The sequence below is a fragment of the Aquabacterium sp. UBA2148 genome, assembly GCF_002328915.1.
GTDB classification, from domain to species: Bacteria; Pseudomonadota; Gammaproteobacteria; order Burkholderiales; family Burkholderiaceae_C; genus Aquabacterium; species Aquabacterium parvum.
On the sequence record NZ_DCXA01000085.1, the window covers coordinates 8,912 to 24,923 of the forward strand.

At 67.4% G+C, this 16,012-nt stretch carries 13 protein-coding genes; all 13 read right to left on the reverse strand.

All coding sequences use genetic code 11. The features are described from left to right. A partial coding sequence (locus tag B2W70_RS04500) for a filamentous hemagglutinin N-terminal domain-containing protein (protein ID WP_286743287.1) occupies window positions 1-2,966 on the reverse strand: 2,966 nt, incomplete at its 3' end. A 45-nt stretch (window positions 2,967-3,011) separates the two neighbouring features. Next, the gene (locus B2W70_RS04505; protein ID WP_286743288.1) at window positions 3,012-4,658 is read right to left on the reverse strand and encodes a ShlB/FhaC/HecB family hemolysin secretion/activation protein; all 1,647 of its coding nucleotides are present in this window, start codon (window positions 4,656-4,658) and stop codon (window positions 3,012-3,014) included. Window positions 4,659-4,863: 205 nt separating this feature from the next. Beyond that, window positions 4,864-6,261, reverse strand: a complete 1,398-nt coding sequence (locus B2W70_RS04510) for a hypothetical protein (protein ID WP_286743289.1) — start codon at window positions 6,259-6,261, stop codon at window positions 4,864-4,866. A gap of 102 nt (window positions 6,262-6,363) precedes the next feature. Next, window positions 6,364-7,179: a PEP-CTERM sorting domain-containing protein gene (locus B2W70_RS04515; protein ID WP_286743291.1), complete on the reverse strand. Its 816-nt coding sequence runs from the start codon at window positions 7,177-7,179 to the stop codon at window positions 6,364-6,366. Between the two features lie 174 nt (window positions 7,180-7,353). Then, window positions 7,354-8,178, reverse strand: coding sequence for a LuxR C-terminal-related transcriptional regulator (locus tag B2W70_RS04520; RefSeq protein ID WP_286743293.1), 825 nt, complete (start codon window positions 8,176-8,178; stop codon window positions 7,354-7,356). A 71-nt stretch (window positions 8,179-8,249) separates the two neighbouring features. After that, the gene (locus B2W70_RS04525; RefSeq protein WP_286743294.1) at window positions 8,250-8,750 is read right to left on the reverse strand and encodes a type II secretion system protein; all 501 of its coding nucleotides are present in this window, start codon (window positions 8,748-8,750) and stop codon (window positions 8,250-8,252) included. 17 nt (window positions 8,751-8,767) lie between these two features. Beyond that, window positions 8,768-9,166, reverse strand: a complete 399-nt coding sequence (locus B2W70_RS04530; protein ID WP_286743295.1) for a type II secretion system protein — start codon at window positions 9,164-9,166, stop codon at window positions 8,768-8,770. A gap of 11 nt (window positions 9,167-9,177) precedes the next feature. Next, window positions 9,178-9,684, reverse strand: a complete 507-nt coding sequence (locus B2W70_RS04535; RefSeq protein ID WP_286743296.1) for a type II secretion system protein — start codon at window positions 9,682-9,684, stop codon at window positions 9,178-9,180. 11 nt (window positions 9,685-9,695) lie between these two features. Continuing rightward, the gene (locus B2W70_RS04540; RefSeq protein ID WP_286743298.1) at window positions 9,696-11,912 is read right to left on the reverse strand and encodes a secretin N-terminal domain-containing protein; all 2,217 of its coding nucleotides are present in this window, start codon (window positions 11,910-11,912) and stop codon (window positions 9,696-9,698) included. A gap of 2 nt (window positions 11,913-11,914) precedes the next feature. Beyond that, complete coding sequence (locus tag B2W70_RS04545) at window positions 11,915-12,478, reverse strand: hypothetical protein (RefSeq protein WP_286743300.1); 564 nt, start codon at window positions 12,476-12,478, stop codon at window positions 11,915-11,917. Continuing rightward, window positions 12,475-13,080: a hypothetical protein gene (locus B2W70_RS04550; RefSeq protein ID WP_286743302.1), complete on the reverse strand. Its 606-nt coding sequence runs from the start codon at window positions 13,078-13,080 to the stop codon at window positions 12,475-12,477. The genes B2W70_RS04545 and B2W70_RS04550 overlap by 4 nt, the downstream gene beginning before the upstream one ends. Window positions 13,081-13,148: 68 nt before the next feature. After that, on the reverse strand, window positions 13,149-14,561 hold the full coding sequence (locus B2W70_RS04555; RefSeq protein ID WP_286743303.1) for a hypothetical protein: 1,413 nt from the start codon (window positions 14,559-14,561) through the stop codon (window positions 13,149-13,151). Next, on the reverse strand, window positions 14,558-16,012 hold a 1,455-nt coding region (locus tag B2W70_RS04560; protein ID WP_286743304.1), incomplete at its 5' end, for a GspE/PulE family protein. The genes B2W70_RS04555 and B2W70_RS04560, both read right to left, overlap by 4 nt.

Genomic DNA, 16,012 nt, shown 5'->3' on the forward strand with positions numbered 1-16,012 from the left:
AGCCACTGCGCCACCTGGGGCTTGATGCGGGCGCTGCCGTCCACCGTCAGGCGCCGCACGCCGTCGATGTCGAACTGGCTGAAGCCGCCCTGGTTGAAAAAGCCACTGCCCAGCACGAAGCCGTCGATCGCCGCGCCCTTTTTCAGCGCCGGGGCGTCCGGCCCCACGATGTCGACCTCACCGACCTTGAGGGTCAGCTTGCCCGTGCTGGCGTCGCCCACGTCGTTGAAGGCCTTGGTGGTGGTGCCGGCCAAGGTGTGGCCTTGCAGGCTGGCGCCCAGCTCGACCGTCTTGAAACCTTGATCCTTGGCTTCGGAGTTGGCCGCCAGGCTGATGCTGCCAGCGCGCGTGCCGGTGATGCCGCCGGTGGTGGACACCGTGGCGCCGCCCGAAACGTCGATGGCCGTGCCGGCCTGCAGGTCCAGGCTTGCAGCAGAGCTGATCGTGACCTTGCCGCCCGCGACCGCCGTGCCCGCCTGGCCGCCATCGCGCCGTTGGTTGACCAGGTCACCGGCGACGTCGATGCGTCGGCCTGCCGCCAGCGTGATGCCGCCTGCAAAAGGTGGCGTGCCTGCAAAAGCCGTCTTCGTGGTGACCGACACCGAGGCGCCAGCCCCGCTGATGTCGCCGCCCAGGTAGATGCCATCCTCACCAGCTGCCGACAGGGTCAGGCTGCCACCCCGCTGCAAAGCGAAGTTGGCACCGTCCTCGATCTTCAAGCCGCCTTGGGTGGACACGGTGATGTCGCCCGCACCGCTGGCGTTGAACCAGTCCACGGACACGCTGCTGCGATCTGGCAGGGTCGCCGTCAGCGGGTTGACCCAGTCGACCGCAGCCGAGGCTGCCCCAGGTGCACGCACCGTGAGGCCGCCAACCAGGTTGCTCAGCACGCCCAGGCCCAGCTTCATGGTGGCCAGGCTGGCGCGGGCATCGACACCCGTGCGCTGACGCTCACCCTGGATGACGTTGGCGCGCACCTGGCCGTCCAGCACCATGGAGGGAGCGTGCACCATCAAGCCGCCACCGCTGCCGCCCTGGGTGTAGCCCGCTTCCACCTTGGTGGGGTTGGCCTGGCCCTGGTACACGTTGCCATAGCGGGTGGCGTCGGCGTCCTGGTAACCCGACACGCCCACGATCTGCACATCGGTGCGGGCGTTGTTCAGCGTGTAGGCCTTGCCGTCGGCGCCCAGCAGGCGCGTGGGGGCCACCACCGCCTCGGTGAAGGTGACCTTGCCACCCGAGACGTCCACCTGGCTGCCCCCCTGCATCAGCACGGCGCCCGTGGAGACGATGTTGACCTGGCCACCCTGGGCCATGCGTTCGCCAGCCGTGGTCTGGATCGAGTCCTTGTAGCCCTGGTGGGTGGCGGCTTCGATCACAGCGGGCGCACTGCGCACGTCGTAGACCACCTTCTTGTTGAGCAGCTCGCCGTCCTTCAGAAACGGGTTGCTGGCCAGGTCGCCATTGCGCAGCAACTCGGTCTGCACGAAGTTGCGGGCCACCGAAACCGCGGTGTCTGTGGTGCCGGAGACGTCGATGCGGGCGCCTTCCTGCATCACAAAGCGTGCGCCATCGGCTGCTGCGCCGGACTTGTATGCGGACTCGTCGGCTATGGCGTCGTAACTCGGCGTGGATTCGGCACGCACGTTAACGTTGGCGGCCGGCGCCTGGATGCTGGCGCCGAGGGCCGTCACCTTGCCTTTCTCGCGCACCGTGCCTTCCATCAGGATGGTCTGACCCTGCAGCTCCACGCGCGACTGCGTCATCTTGACCGAGCCACCAGCCGTCACGCTGTTGTCGGGCGTGATCTCGATGCGGCTGCCGCTGGTGAGCACCAGCGTGCCCGTGGTGCTGGCACGGGTGGTGTCGTCGCTGATGGTGCCGGATCGGGCCAGCAGGAAGACCGAGCCGTTTTCCTGCACGCTGGTGGTGGCGCGGATGGTGCCGCCCTGGCGAACCGTGTTGGCCATCAGCGTGGTGTTGCCCCGCTCGGTCAGGATGGTGCCCAGGTTGCTGGCCTCGCCCTCGTTGCCCCGGACCTCGAACAGGAAGCCGCGCAACACCGGCTGGCTGGTGTTGACCTCGGAGGCATAGATCTTCTTTTCTTTGTCCGGCGACTTCAGGTAGACCGCGTCTCCAGCCAGCAGGGCCGTCTGCCCACCCGGGGTGCTGATGGTGCCGGCGTTCTCGACCTTGCGGGCCATCAGGAACACGCTGCCACCCGACGGGGTGGTGATGGTGGCGCCTGGGGCCACCCGCACGTAGTTGGTCGGGTGGTCGAAGGTGACCGGGGTGTCTTCGCCGCTGAGGTCTTCCCAGACGTAAACCGGGGTGGTGCGGTTGTCGAGGTCGGTCAGGCTCAGGAAGTCCTGGTCGGAGATGTTCAAGGTGCTGGCCACCAGGCCTTGCACGTTGACCTGCGCGCCCTGACCAAACATCACGCCGTTGGGGTTGATGAGGTAGACGGAGCCGTTGGACTTGAGCGTTCCGTAGACCTCGCTGAGCTTGGTGCTGCCGATGACGCGGTGCAAGGACGACGAGCCCGATCCGGGCGTCTCGATTTCGAAGGTGGCTGACGAACCAATGTCGAAGGACGACCAGCTGTACAAACCCGCCTTGCTGGTCTGCACCAGCTTCATCGACACGCTCTGGAGCTTGCCCTCCGCATCTCGGAACTCGATCTTGGGGCCGAGCTTGCTGTTTTGACCGGCTGGCTGGAAGCTGAAGGTTTTGCCTCGGATGGTCCGGGTGCCTTGCAAGTCAACGGGCAGCACAAATTTGTCTGGCGCTGCCCACGCAGCCTGCCCCATCGTCATGGCAACGCAAGCGCCCGCCAATGGACGCATGCTCCAGCGGCGATCACGCCGGATGCCCGCCCAGGCTTTGAGTCGGCGGGTGAACGCTGCACGACGGGCCTCGCGTTGAGCGGAGCGGCGACGAACGAAGGCGCGGAAAAAAACAACCATGGCGGGCCTCATGCAACGGGGGTGACCGGGGAGATCGGGGGGCGATCAGAATTCGTGGATCAGTCGGGCGTGCACACGGGGGTGGCCCTTCTGGGTGGCGGTGGTGGTCTTCAGGGGCCAGGCCACGTCAACGCTGGCGGCCAGGCTCGAGGGCATCCTCAAGCGCAAGCCCAGGCCTGCCCCCGCCACCTGCGTGGGGCTGCCGTCCGATGCGTTCTGCGTGCTGATGCGACCGGCTTCGGCAAAGCCATAGGCCTGCAACTCGGAGAAGGCACCGCGCCAGGAGCTGTCGTTGCCACCGCCCCAGTTCGGACCTGAGACTTCAAGACCCAGGTGCGAGCCCGAATCCCCCAGGATCTCGGCCTCGTAATAGCCGCGCACGGTGTCAAAGCCACCGACCGAGAACTGCTCGGCGCCCACCAGGGGCTGGTTGGCGAACTGCGCGCCCAGGCGCCAGCGCGCTGACAGGCCGGCAGGCAAAGGGTGAGTGTGGGTCGCGTCCACGCGGAAGGCGGCGAAGCTGCCGTCGCCCTCTTCGCGCTTGCAGCCGAACTGGTCTTCCTGGCCAAAGCAATCGACGTTGCGGCGCGCCACGCGGCGCTGCGCAAAGGTGCCGCCCGCCGTCAGCGTGGAGACCTGCTCGCCTCGAACCCAGGTGGCGCTGTAGTCCATGACCAGGGGCGCATAACGCAGCGGGCTGGACAAGGCGCTGCCGTCTGCGCCCGCGTTGATGCGCTCGCGCGTGTTCTTGTACTCGAGCCCGATCGTGAGCCCGTGATAGAAGCCCTGGCCCGCCGGCAGGCCCCAGGTGCGCTTGAGCGCCACGTTGAAGCCCTTGCCCACCACGTTGGTGCCGCCCAGCGGCTGCACCGAGCTGTCGGACACCAGCAGCGAAGCCTGCCAGGAGCTGCCTTCGGGCAGGGGGATGAGGTAGTTCAGGCCAAAGGCCTTGCTCTGCTTGGGGTCCTGCGGCGTGACGATGCCGATGAACGACAGCGTGTGGTCTTCCTGAAAGAGGTTGCCGTAGCGGCCCATGACCTGCAGGCGCAGCGGGTCGGTGAACTGCACCTGGCGGTTGTTGAGCTCAACCGTGAAGCTCAGCGGCAGCTTGTCGGACACCTTGAGCTCGGCCTCGACCGTGCCAGGCACCGGGCCCGGACTCAGGATGGGCTGCACGCGGCGGTCTTCGGTGCGGTTGAGGTCGGCCAACTGGGCCTGCGCCACGTTGAAATTGGGCACCTTGCCCGGTGCCAGCTCGCTCACGCGCTCACGGATGAGACCGGGGTCGTGGTACTTGGCTTCGGTCACCTTCAGGCGGCTGATCTGCCCTTCGAGAACGCGCAGGCGCACGACACCTTGCGACACCTCTTGCTCGGGCAGGTCTACGAACACGGTGACGTAGCCGGCGTCCTGGTAAGTCTTCTCGAGTGCGGCGCGCGCGGCTTCGACATCGGCAAAGGCCTTGCCCAGGCCCAGGTAGGGCGTGATGGCGCGCTCGACCGCTTCGACCGGCAACACGGTGTTGCCATCGACTTCAAACTCCAGCACATCGAAGCGGGCGCCCTGGGCCGACTCGGCGTTTTCAGGCGCTGCGGCAACGCCCGTCTGGGCCGAAGGCGATGAGGCGATGACAGCCAGGATCAGGCCAAAGGCCAGGCGGCTTGCGATGGGGACGGCGGGGCGTTGAGGCATGGTGCGCGCGAGTGTGGCGACGCGCCGTGAAAGGGTCGTGGAAACCCATGATCCGAATGGATCAATGACCCTCACCTGGGTGGTCACGCCGAGATGGCCCCGATGAACGATGGCTTGCGGGCAGGCAAAAAGAAACCCGGCGCTGCGCGAGGCAACGCCGGGTTTGAGAGGTCAAGGCCCGGATAGGCTCAGGCCCTAAGGCTCATCACTTGACGATGGTCAGCACGTCGGCAGCGTTGGGGCGGCTGACGCGGCCACAGAACTTGTTGACCGAGGTTTCACCAGCAGTGCCAGCGGCCACGAAGGAGAAGGTCGACGGGCAGTCAGCGGCGAACGGCAGGGTCATCACGCCAGCCTGGTTGTTGACGCTCAGGGCGTTCAGGTTGGTGGACTTCTGAGCGGCCTTGGTGAACTCGACCAGGAAAGCGCGGCCAGCAGCCGAGTTGCCGGTCTTGGCGACCTGAACGGTCGACTCGAACACGTAGTCGTAGAAACCACGCTTGGCGTTGTCGCGCGAGGGCTCGGCACCGTCGATGGCAGCGAACTTCCACTTGGCGGTCGGGGCGTTTTCCAGCGACACGTGGCCGATGGCGAAGGCGCCGTTGTCGTTGGCCTTGGCCAGGCAGTCACGCACGTTGCCGGTGGTCGAGCCTTCGTAGACCATGATCAGGTCGTCAGCAGGCTTGGCGTTGTTGAAGTCGTTGGGGAAAGCCGAGTTGTTGGCGTTGTCGGCGGGGGTCAGGGCGATGCCGTTGGCGCCGTATTCCAGCCAGAAGCGGTTGGCCGAGGTCTGGGTGCCCGAGCCGTTGACGCGGCGGCAGATGTTGATCTGGGTCTTGCCGTTGATGTTGGCGGCGTTGCGGAACAGCGGGGCCCAGCCCAGTTCAGGGTTGTAGCCGTTGGACAGCATGGAAGCGATCACAGCCTTGGACACGACGGGGCGGCCGGTGGTGACCTGGTCGGTTTGCAGGGCGGTGTAGAGCTCGTTGCTGACGGCCAGACCGAAGATGATCTGCAGCACGCCTTGGACTTGCTGGAAGTCGCTGTTGGCAACTTCGGCATTGGCCGAGAAGTCGATCGGGCTCAGGGGGCGGTTGGCCGAGGGGTTGAAGCCGGTGGGCGCAACGTCGGAGACGCCGCCGTCAGGGCGCTTTTGGGCGATGGTCGAGCACACCTTGGTGGTGGCGTTGCAGGTGGCAGCGCTGACGTTCAGGAAGGGCATCAGGCTGTTGGTGGCAACCGGGAACACGCCGTTGCCCGAACCACCTTGGTCCGACTTCTGGAACAGCACCTTCTTGTTGGCGTAAGCGGCGCCGAAGTCGTTGGTGGCGTTCAGCTCGCAGCTATAGGCCTTGACGATGTTGCCGTTGACGGTTTCACCCGAGAACAGGGCGGCGTCGTTCAGGTAGATGTCCTGGGTGCCGGACTTGCAGTTCTGGGTGAACAGGCCACCGATGGTGCCCGACAGCGCGGTGGCGCCGGACATGGTGACTTCCAGCAGGCTGCCGTCGGCGCGTGCGGTGTCGATCTGGGCGGGGGTCAGGGCGTGGGCCTGGCCGACGAAAGCGGCCATGGCGGCCAGCGAGAGGAGACGCAGTTTCATGTGAACCTCGTGAGGGTTGGGCAAGGAGCGGGCAGGAGCGGACCCCGGGCGCACGCCCGGGATCAAAGTGAGGGCAAGTTCAGGCCTTGCCCCCTTGGGGCATCACTTGGCGGCGCGGCGGCGAGCGACGGCACCGACCAGGGCCAGACCGGCCAGGGCCAGGGCGTAGCTGCTGGGTTCGGGAATCGGCGCTGCAACCGTGAAAACGTAGGAACCAGCGGCGTTCTTGGCCAGGCGGGCCTCGGCCGGCAGGGCGCCTTCACCCATCAGAGAGCTTTCGGTGGCGCCGATGCCCGAGCTGGTGCTGCTGCGCACGAAGTCATAGATGGCCACCGAGGTGTCGATGGCAGCACTGGTGTCAACGAACTTGCCTTGGAAAGTCGGGCCGGCGAGTTCCAGGAAGTAGGCGTTGCCGTCGGTGCCCTTCTGAGCCAGCAGCGAACCGTTGGCCTGACCACCCAGGGTGGGGTTGATGGCCGGCTTGAGGTTGGCAGCATCCAGATAGCTGTTCTTCATCGAGTTCAAAGAGTCGACGATGTTGCCGTTGGTCACGGCCGTGGCGTCGCCGCTCACGGTGGTGATCATGGTGCGCAGAGCAGCCGACACGCCGGAGTTGTCGCCACCGAAGAACGCAAACCGGATGTCCGAGGCGTCACCAGCCAGGGTCAGGAAGCTGTTGAAGGCGGCGTTGGAGCCCAGGTCCAGGCTGTAGCTCTTGGCGCCGGAGGTGAAGATGCTGCGGAAGTCGGCCAGCATGATGCCGGTGTCGATCAGCACGGAGGCTTGGGCCTGGGCGCTGTAGACGGTCAGGGACATTTCACCGCCCAGGCCGCCAGCAGCCAGCGGGTCCAGCACGTTGGCGAAAGCGGTGCCGGAAGCGGCCAGGGCCACAGCGGCCACGATGTGTTGCAGTTTCATTGGGGTCTCTCCGTTCAAGGTTAGGCAGAACTTGTGGGTTTCACTCAGGCCCATGGACAACCTGCTCCCGAGTTGCATGCAGTGTCTTGGGGGCGTGTGACATGCGTGCGATCCACCCCGGTGGTTCCCCGTGAGCCGGGTAGACCATGGCGGCTCACCGATGAGCCGAACGGATCACACCGAGGACTCGCCCAGGTGGAAGTTCGCCGCACCCAGCGCGTTCATGCTCATGGCCTTGGCCACGGCCTGCGCGCGGTTGGCCGCACCCAGCTTGCGCAGGATCTTCTGAACATGGTTCTTGACCGTCAGCGCGCTGATGCCCAGCTTCTCGCTGATCTGCTGGTTGCTCAGCCCGTCGCGAACCCAGACCAGGATTTCGCGTTCGCGCTCGGTGATGGGCGAGGGCCTGAGAGCGACGCCGTTGATCGCAGCCGAAGCCCCAGGTCGAGACTGGCTCATCTGGCGTTCGGTCACGCATACGCGCTGGTAGGCCAGGTGCACGCAAGGCAGCAGCATGTCCAGCGCTTGCCTGGCGTTGTCGTCGGCATCCGGCCCTGGCTGACCAAACAGGAAAACGCTCTCGACCTCGTCAGGGCGCCCCGGTCGCGTGAGCCCGTGAACGATGAATCGGCCATAGCCCAGGGCAACCAGCTCGCTCACCAGGGCGTCATGTGCGGGCAATTGCCGGATGTCCAGCACCACGGCCTGGCCGCGGCCGCGCTGCCAGCTTGTCAGCGCTGCGGACACGAGCACGCTGCGCCGATCGCGCAAAGCACGCGTCACGGCGTCGGGCATGGGCAGGCTGTTGAAGAGATCGAAAACCAGCTCGCGCTGATCTCGGTCGTAGCTGCCGCACAGGCTGAGCTTGTGAGGCAACCAGCGCTGGAAGTCGCCCTGGGTCCAGACGAAGAACTGGTGCCGGCGGCAGACCTGCGGAGCCGCTTCGATGACGCGAAGGAGCACTTCCGATTGGTCTGGGGCGATGGTGGTGGTCGTCATGGTGTGTGGGGGTGAACCGCAGCAGTCTAGGGATCGCCCATGACGGTTTCTTGACGAAGCCTCCACTCGGCTCAGGGTCGCAGCCCCTGTGGTTGACCCAGCACAAAGGTCCATTGCTCGTAACGCAGCACGCCTTCGGGGGCGTTGAGCGGTCGCGCCTTGGACAGGCTGTGCACGCCGGTGATGCCGTCGCCCTCGCGCACCAGGCCCCATTCGCTGCGACCCGTGATCGGGTCAGGCCAGATGCGTTTGAGGTGACGCTGCAACTCGCCACTGCGGCGGTCTTCCAGCAGGTCCTCGAGTCGCCGGGGCAGTTGGGTCTGGCCCTCGCCCACCGGCACGCTCGCGTAGGCCTCGATGGCCAGACGGAACTGCTCGCCGCGCCAGGCCAGCTCGGCCTCGCGCGCCCGCCGAGCATCCAGCACCCAACTCTGTGCCAGGGCCGCCAGCATCAAACCAGACAGGGCCACCCACCACAGCAGCATCAGGTAGGTGAAGCCGGCCTGATGCGTGCGAACGCGAACGTGAACGCGAATGCGCGCATGCCGATGGGTGGGTCGAAGCACGTGCATGGGCCGGCCCTCCAACCTCACCAGGCGCTGTAGGGCCGCCCGTCCTGCGCCCGCCCGGCGGCGCCGCTGCGCACGTCGGCCACCTGCCCAGACACGGCGCTGTCCGCGCGGGCGGGCAACATCTGCCAGCTGTCGCGGCGGCCGGTGATCGGGTCCTCCGGCACCTGCCTGAGGTAGCCCATCTGCACCATCTCGTCGAGCGAATCCGGGTAGCGCCCCTTGTCGGCCGCGTACTTGTCGATGGCGTCGCGCATGACGTTGAGCGATGTCTTGAGCGAAGCCTCGCGGGCGTTGTCCACCGTGCGCACGTAGCGGGGCGCCACGATGCTGGCCAGCAGGCCGACGATGGCCAGCACCACGATCAGCTCGATGAGGGTGAAGCCGCGATGGCGGTTCCGGTGTCTTGCGGTGCGCATGCGGTCGCTCCTCACCACTGCCGGTAGGGCTGGCCGTCCAGGCCCAAGCCCGGTGTGCGCGAGGCCACATCGAACACATCCGCCCCGGCGGCGGGCGCATCAGGCGGGCTGGCGTAGCTGCGCGTGGTCCAGGTCTGCGCGGCGGGCAGCTGTGGGTCGGCAAAGGGGTCGCGCGGCAAACGGCGCAGGAAGTAGATGCGCTGGCCTGTCGGGCTGCTGGCGTCCGGCACGCCTTGAACGAGCGCATCCAGGCTGGTCGGGTAGCCCGAGGCGTCGGCTTTTTTCTCGATGCGCCCGGTGTCCCAGGCGCGTTTGTGTTCGTCGATGGCCATGCGCAGCGTGCGCAGGGCCTGGCGCAACTCGGCCTCCTGCCCACGGCGCTTGTTCAGCGCCGCCAGGGGCATGGCCGCGCTGGCCAGGATGCCCACGATCATCACCACCACCACCATCTCGATGAGGGTGAAGCCGGCATGGGCTGATCGCCGCTGGGCCGTGGTGTGGTGGGGCGATCTGCGCATGGGCACAGCTTTCAGCGATCAGGCTGCGATCCAGCCGGGCCGCCTGCGTCCGCTGGATCGGGCGTCACGGCCGCACCGGCATCCTGCGGTTCACCGGCATCGGCCAAAGACGGGTCGCGCACCTTCAGGCGCAAAGGCTGTCCGCCCGAGTCCAGCGTGACCTCGGTGTCGGACGAACGCACGTCTTTGCGCGCGCGCAGCATCACGGGGGCCGAGCCACGCGGGGGCACGGTCAGCGCGATGCGCCCCGACTCCCCGCCCGGCGCCACGATGCTCAGCACGCTGGTGTCCACCAGCACGCTGGTGTTCAGTGGCTGGTCACCTGGGTTGTGCACCATCACCTGGAAAGAAGCGCCCGACATCACGACCTCGGGCCCGCTGATGCCTTCTTGCGGTCCGCCAGCGGGCGTCGCTGATCGACCCGAACCAGCTTGCACGGCCGACAGCGAGGTCGACATGCCACCGCGCGCCTGCACCGTGCTGGCCTTGACCCCGGGTCGCAGGCTCAGCGGCGCCAGGCCGGGTTGCGCCTCGGTGCCCGACGGCAGGAAGCCCGCGGTCGACGTCGGTTGCATGACGTTGCGCACAATGCGCGGCGTGATCAGCAAGATGACCTCGGTCTTGTCACGCGTGTCGATGTCGGTGCCAAAGAGCTTGCCCAGGCCGGGGATCTGGTGCAGGCCCGGCAGGCCGGTGGAGGTGCGGCTTTCGCTGTCGTTGAGCAGCCCGGCGAGGATCTGCGTTTCGCCATCACGGATGCGCAGCGTGGTCGAGGCCTGGCGCGTGCCGATCTGGTAGGCGATCGAGCCTTGCGGGCCGGTCACCTCGTTGGTCACGCTGCTGACCTCGAGTGCCACCTTGATGGTGACGTCGTTGTCAAGCTGCACCTGGGGTTCGATCTCGAGCTTGAGGCCCACGTCCAGGTAGGTGACCGACGCGGACACGCCCACGTTGGCGGTGGACGTGGTGGTGAACACCGGGCGCTTTTCACCCAGCAGCACCTTGGCCTTCTCGCGGTTGCGCGCGCGGATGGTCGGGTTGGCCAGGATGTTGCTGCTGCCGCGCGTGCTGCGCAGATTGGCCACGGCCACGGGGTTGGGCACCAGCCAGCTCAGGCCGCTGGCCGACGAGACCGTGCTGGCCGCGCCGGGCAAGCCATACGAGGCAGAGGCAGGCAGGTCGATGCCCACTTTGTCGAGCACCTTGCTGGAGACCTCCATGACCTCGAGCTCGAGCACCACCTCGGGCTCGGCCACGTCCAGGCCCTGGATGAGGCGCTCGATCAGCCGCACGACCTCGGGTGTGTCGCGCACCACCATCATGTTCAGGCGCTCGTCGATGAAGACATCGCGCGTCTTGGCCACAGTGCGCACCAGGGCCTGGGCCTGCTTGGGGTCGGTGTTGACCAGGTAGAAGGTGCGCGTGACGGTCTCCAGCACGTCACGGTTCTTCTGCTGCGTGGCCGGGAAGACCTGGACCGTGTTCTCGTTGAGCAGGCGGTGGCCAAGTTGCTGCGTGCTCAGGATGACCCGCAAGGCCTCTTCCACCGAGATGTTGCGCAAAAAGACGGTGGTCTTGGCGTCACCCCGCACATCCTTGTCGAAAACGAAGTTGAGGTTGGCCGCGCGGGCCAGGGCCTCGAACACCGTCTTGAGCGGGGTTTCACGGAATTCCAGCGTCACGGGCTTGACACCCGTGCCCAGTGTGAGCGTGGCCTGCTGGCGCACCTGCTCCTGGCGCCGTGACTCGATGTCGCCCAGCAGGTCACGCGCAGCGGGGTGGCCAGCGTCTTCGGCCAGCAGCTCGCGCAAGGTGGCTTCGGCGCGATCGAGCCGGCCCGCTTCGATGGCTTGACGAGACTCCCCCAATCGCAGCGCATGACGCTGGCGGCGCTGCACCTCGGCCTGCAAGGCCAGTGTGCGCGGGTGCTGGGGGGCCACGGCCTGCAGGCGTTCCAGCAGGCCACGCAAGGCCGACTGGCTCTCGTCGCTGCGACCTTGGGGGGCCTGGGCCAGCAGCTGGTTCACCGCCCGCTCGCGGGCCTGGATCAAGGCCAGGCGCAATCGGGCATCGGCCGGGTCCTGCGAGCTGGCCTGCTCCAAGCGCTGCACAGCAGCCTCGTGTTGACCGAAGCGTGCCAGTGCATCGGCCTCGTTCAGGGCCTGAGGACCGGCGCAACCTGCCAGCAGCGTCACCGCCAACAGGATCGGGAAAATGGAGTCACGCATGTTCATTTCATGGCCACCGTCTGGCTCTGCTGAAGCGGCAGGTAAGTCAGCCGCATGAGCCGCTCCTGGATCTGGTCAACGCGCCACTGCCCTTCGATGACATCGCCCTCGCGGGCCACCCAGGTGGAAACCGGGCCACTGATGACGGCACGGCGCAGGGCCTTCTTGCCATCCATGGCGTCGTCATCGAAGCGGCCCACCCACTGGTGCGGAAAGGGCGGCGCCACGGGGGCGACGTCCACGGCTCGAGCGTGCCTGGGTGCCGGCGGCGCAGGCGGCACGGCCGCAGCCCAGGCCGATAGGGTGGCCGCGCTCATGGCTCGCGGAGGAGGCAAAGCATCGACCTGCGCGCGCTGCGCCTGAAGGGCCTGCACGCGATCGACCAGCCAGGCTTGCGTGGCGGCGGGTGCGGCATCAGGCTTGACCTCAGGCCGATTCGCCGCTTGCGGCCGCGCGGAGGCCGGCCGCTCGGCCACCTGGATGTCAACTGTGTCTTCTTCGCCTTGCTGCAACCACAGGGTCGCACCCAGCGCCACCGCCAGGGCGATCAACAAAGGGGACCTCATGGCGCCTCTCCCTTCAGCGGCAACGCCGACTGCCGCCACCACAGCGACAGGCTCACCTGCGCACGCACCTGGTCGGACTGCAGGTCGTTGCGCTGGATGTCGATGGCGTCCACGGTCAGCCCTGGCTCGCGCTGCAGGCGATCGAGCCAGGTTCGCAAGGCGGGGTATGGCACCTGCACCGGCATGGTCATGCGCTGGCGCCACAAGCCGCTGGTCGCGGTGTCAGCACCAGTTGGTGCCAGCCACTTCACGGCTTCGCCTTGCCACTGCACTGACTGCAAGGGCACACCCACTTGCGCGGCCGAGTCCAGCACGCGCGCCTGCCGGGCCATGCGCTGGCCTTCATCGGGCAGGCTCGACCACAGGCTGGCCCAGGCCTTTGGCGACTCATGGAGCCGATCGGCCTCGGTGGCGATCGCGCTGCCTGGCGTGGCCCGAGCGATGAGCCCGTGCCGCAGGCGCCGCACATCGGACTCGGCCTGCGCCAGCGCCTCGTGGCGCCTGGGCAGCTCCAGTTGCGTGAACCAGGCGCAGGCCAACAGCAACGCGGCGCCCATCAGGCCGGGCCAGCCCAACTGGCGCAACCAGCGGGGCGCTTGCACCGATCGAGCCCGAGCCACCGCAGAATCGGTTGGCGATGGCGACACCGGCGACGCGTGCATTGAAGCGCTCATGGCTGCCCTCCGCCCGAGTTCACGTCGATGCGCCAGGACAGCGTGCCGCGTTCGCTGGGCACCGGCTGAGGCAGCGCATCGCGCCTTTGCAACTCGGCTTGCGGGCCCAGCTCTTGAACCCATTGCAGCGCAGCGGCGTCATCGGGCACGGCCGCCTGCAGGCGCCAGGCCAGCGGCTGCCCTGCGCGGGCACCCCATGCGCTCAAATCCACTTGAAAACCCGTCAGCGAGATGCCGCGCTGGTGAGCCGTGGCGTCGGCGTGATCCAGCGCAGCAGCCCATGGGTGCCCCAACCAGGCCGCGAGTTGCGCCGCCGAACGCCAGCCATCGGGCTGCAGCACCGGCGCCTGCGCCTGGGATGACACCGCCACCACCTGATCCGCCGACGACGCGGCCGCGGCGCTTGGCTGGGCCCGGGCGTGCGCCTGCAGCCTGCTCAGCTCGGCTTGGGTGGCTTGTTCGCTGTCCACCAGCTGCGAGGACAAGTCCATGGCGTGCACCACCGCGATGGCCCCCAGGGCCAGCAAAGCCCAGGACCAAAAGGACGTGTGCACGCGCGGGCCGCTGAAGTTCAGCGACTCGGCCCAGTCCACCTGATCAGCCCGGCCGCGCCAGCCGGCCCGAGCTGCAAACGGCTGCTGGCTGAGCGCTTGAGCCGCATTGGCCGCTTCAGTTGCACCGCCCACATGAGGGATGTCCGATGCATCGAACACGAGGTCTGCCGCCTCGGTGCGATCCAGCGGGTCAGCGGCCACGAAGGCCAAAGAACGCAACACCCACCGCCCCGACTCGGTGCTCACCCGAGCTTGGGTCTGCCAGGCCCCTTCGCGCCAGACCCAAAGGCGCGGTGCCTGCCCATCGGTGGGTGGCGGCAGGTCCTGCCAGGCGCTGGCCAAGGGCCCGGCCCACCAGGGCTGCAGGGCGCGCAAGGCCAGGCCATGTCGACGCGCCACCGCTTGCAGACCCTGGGCGAGCGCACTCGGCACAGCGCATGCCACGGCCACGGGTGCCGCAACCTCGTCCAAGGAAGTCTGCACCAGCCAGTCGGTGTCAAAGCCCTCAGCGGGCAAATCAAGGTAATGCCCCCACTGCTCGGCCGCCCGCTCGCGCAAGGCCTGCGCATCGGTCAGGTCGCCATCGGCCAGCATCAACAGCACGTGCGACGACAGCGACAGCTCAACGGCCGCACCTGCATGGGCAGCAGCCCATTCATCGAAGGCCTGGGTGAGCTCGGTGATCGCATGGGCCCCACCCCTTGCTTGCGCATCGGCCGGCAACATCAAGGCCAGCGGACGGCGCCAGCTGGCCACGCGCTGACGCCAGCGACGCAGCAACCTGGACACGCCCGAACGCGCCGACGAGAAGGCGACCACCTCGGCCGTTGCAGGGATGTGGGTGGGCGCGCTCATTCGACCAGCGTCACGCGGTTGAGTTCGTCGATGGTGGACTCGCCACGCAGCACGGCGGCCAGGGCCGCTTCGCGCAGCAGCCGCGTGCCACTGGCGCGCGCGTGCGCCTTGACCTGCGTCAGCGGTGCGCGGGCCACGATGAGGTCGCGCAAGGTGTCGTCCATCAGCAAGATCTCGGCGATCGCCTGGCGGCCTCGGTAGCCGGTGCCACGGCAATGCGTGCAGCCCACCGCGCGCATGAAGCGGCCTTTGGCGTCGAGGGGCAATTGCGCGGCACGCAAGTCGCTGGCCAATGGCTGACAAGGCTGGGCGCAATGCGTGCACAGCTTGCGCATCAGGCGCTGCGCCACCACACCGTTGAGCGCCGAGACCATGTTGTACAGGTCGACCCCCATGTGCATGAAGCGGCCCACCACGTCGAAGACGTTGTTGGCGTGGATGGTGGACAGCACCAGGTGACCGGTGAGCGCGGCCTGAGAAGCGATCTGCGCGGTTTCTGCGTCGCGGATCTCACCGACCATCACGCGGTCGGGGTCGTGGCGCAGGATGCTGCGCAAACCGCGTGCAAAGGTCAGGCCCTTTTTCTCGTTGACCGGGATCTGCACCACGCCACCAAGCTGGTACTCCACCGGGTCTTCGATGGTGATGATCTTGTCGGCGCCATCGTTGATCTCCTGCACCACGGCGTACAGCGTGGTCGTCTTGCCGCTGCCCGTGGGGCCGGTCACCAACAACAGGCCGTAAGGCTTGCGCGCCAGGCGCCGCACCACGGCCGCGTCATCGGCTTCAAAGCCCAGGCCTTCTAGGCTGAGCGCCTGCTGCTCGGCCGCCAGGCGCGAACGGTCGAGGATGCGCAACACCGCGTCTTCGCCAAAGCTGCTGGGCATGATGGAGACGCGAAAGTCCACCTCGCGCACGCCGTCGGCACCCGCGTTGGCCGACTGTTGCACACGCAGCTTGAAGCGGCCGTCCTGCGGCAGGCGGCGCTCGCCGATGTCGAGCTCGGCCATCACCTTCAGGCGCGAGACCAGTTGCTCGGCCACCTCGCGCGAGCCGATGTCGCCCACGTGCACCATCACGCCGTCCAGGCGATGGCGGATCACCATGCCCTGCGCGGTGGATTCGAGGTGCAGGTCACTGGCCTGGGCCTTGAGCGCGTCGAACAAGGTGGCGTCCAGCAGGCGCACCACGGGGCTGCTCTCGCGCGAAATGGTGTCGACCGACAGGGCCTGCCCCGCCTGACCTGACGCGGCGTCCGTTGCCGAAGCGATGGGCAACAAGGTGCCCCGGGCCTCGAAGGCTTGCTCTCCACGCGCCAGCCACAGGCCGAGCGTGTCCTCGTCGACCTCGCGCCAGCGCACCGGCGCGGCCACGGCGCGACTCACTGCTTCGCGCAACAGCGCGTCCGAGGCATCGCGCGCCAGGGCCCATGGCGCACCCGCCTCGTCCCG

Bases quoted from the DNA above. Each gene is read 5' to 3' on its own strand.
- B2W70_RS04545 (WP_286743300.1), bottom strand. From the start codon at position 12,478: ATGAGGTCCCCTTTGTTGATCGCCCTGGCGGTGGCGCTGGGTGCGACC.
- B2W70_RS04525 (WP_286743294.1), bottom strand. From the start codon at position 8,750: ATGCACGTGCTTCGACCCACCCATCGGCATGCGCGCATTCGCGTTCAC.
- B2W70_RS04535 (WP_286743296.1), bottom strand. From the start codon at position 9,684: ATGCGCAGATCGCCCCACCACACCACGGCCCAGCGGCGATCAGCCCAT.
- B2W70_RS04510 (WP_286743289.1), bottom strand. From the start codon at position 6,261: ATGAAACTGCGTCTCCTCTCGCTGGCCGCCATGGCCGCTTTCGTCGGC.
- B2W70_RS04540 (WP_286743298.1), bottom strand. From the start codon at position 11,912: ATGCGTGACTCCATTTTCCCGATCCTGTTGGCGGTGACGCTGCTGGCA.
- B2W70_RS04530 (WP_286743295.1), bottom strand. From the start codon at position 9,166: ATGCGCACCGCAAGACACCGGAACCGCCATCGCGGCTTCACCCTCATC.
- B2W70_RS04555 (WP_286743303.1), bottom strand. From the start codon at position 14,561: ATGAGCGCGCCCACCCACATCCCTGCAACGGCCGAGGTGGTCGCCTTC.
- B2W70_RS04520 (WP_286743293.1), bottom strand. From the start codon at position 8,178: ATGACGACCACCACCATCGCCCCAGACCAATCGGAAGTGCTCCTTCGC.
- B2W70_RS04505 (WP_286743288.1), bottom strand. From the start codon at position 4,658: ATGCCTCAACGCCCCGCCGTCCCCATCGCAAGCCGCCTGGCCTTTGGC.
- B2W70_RS04515 (WP_286743291.1), bottom strand. From the start codon at position 7,179: ATGAAACTGCAACACATCGTGGCCGCTGTGGCCCTGGCCGCTTCCGGC.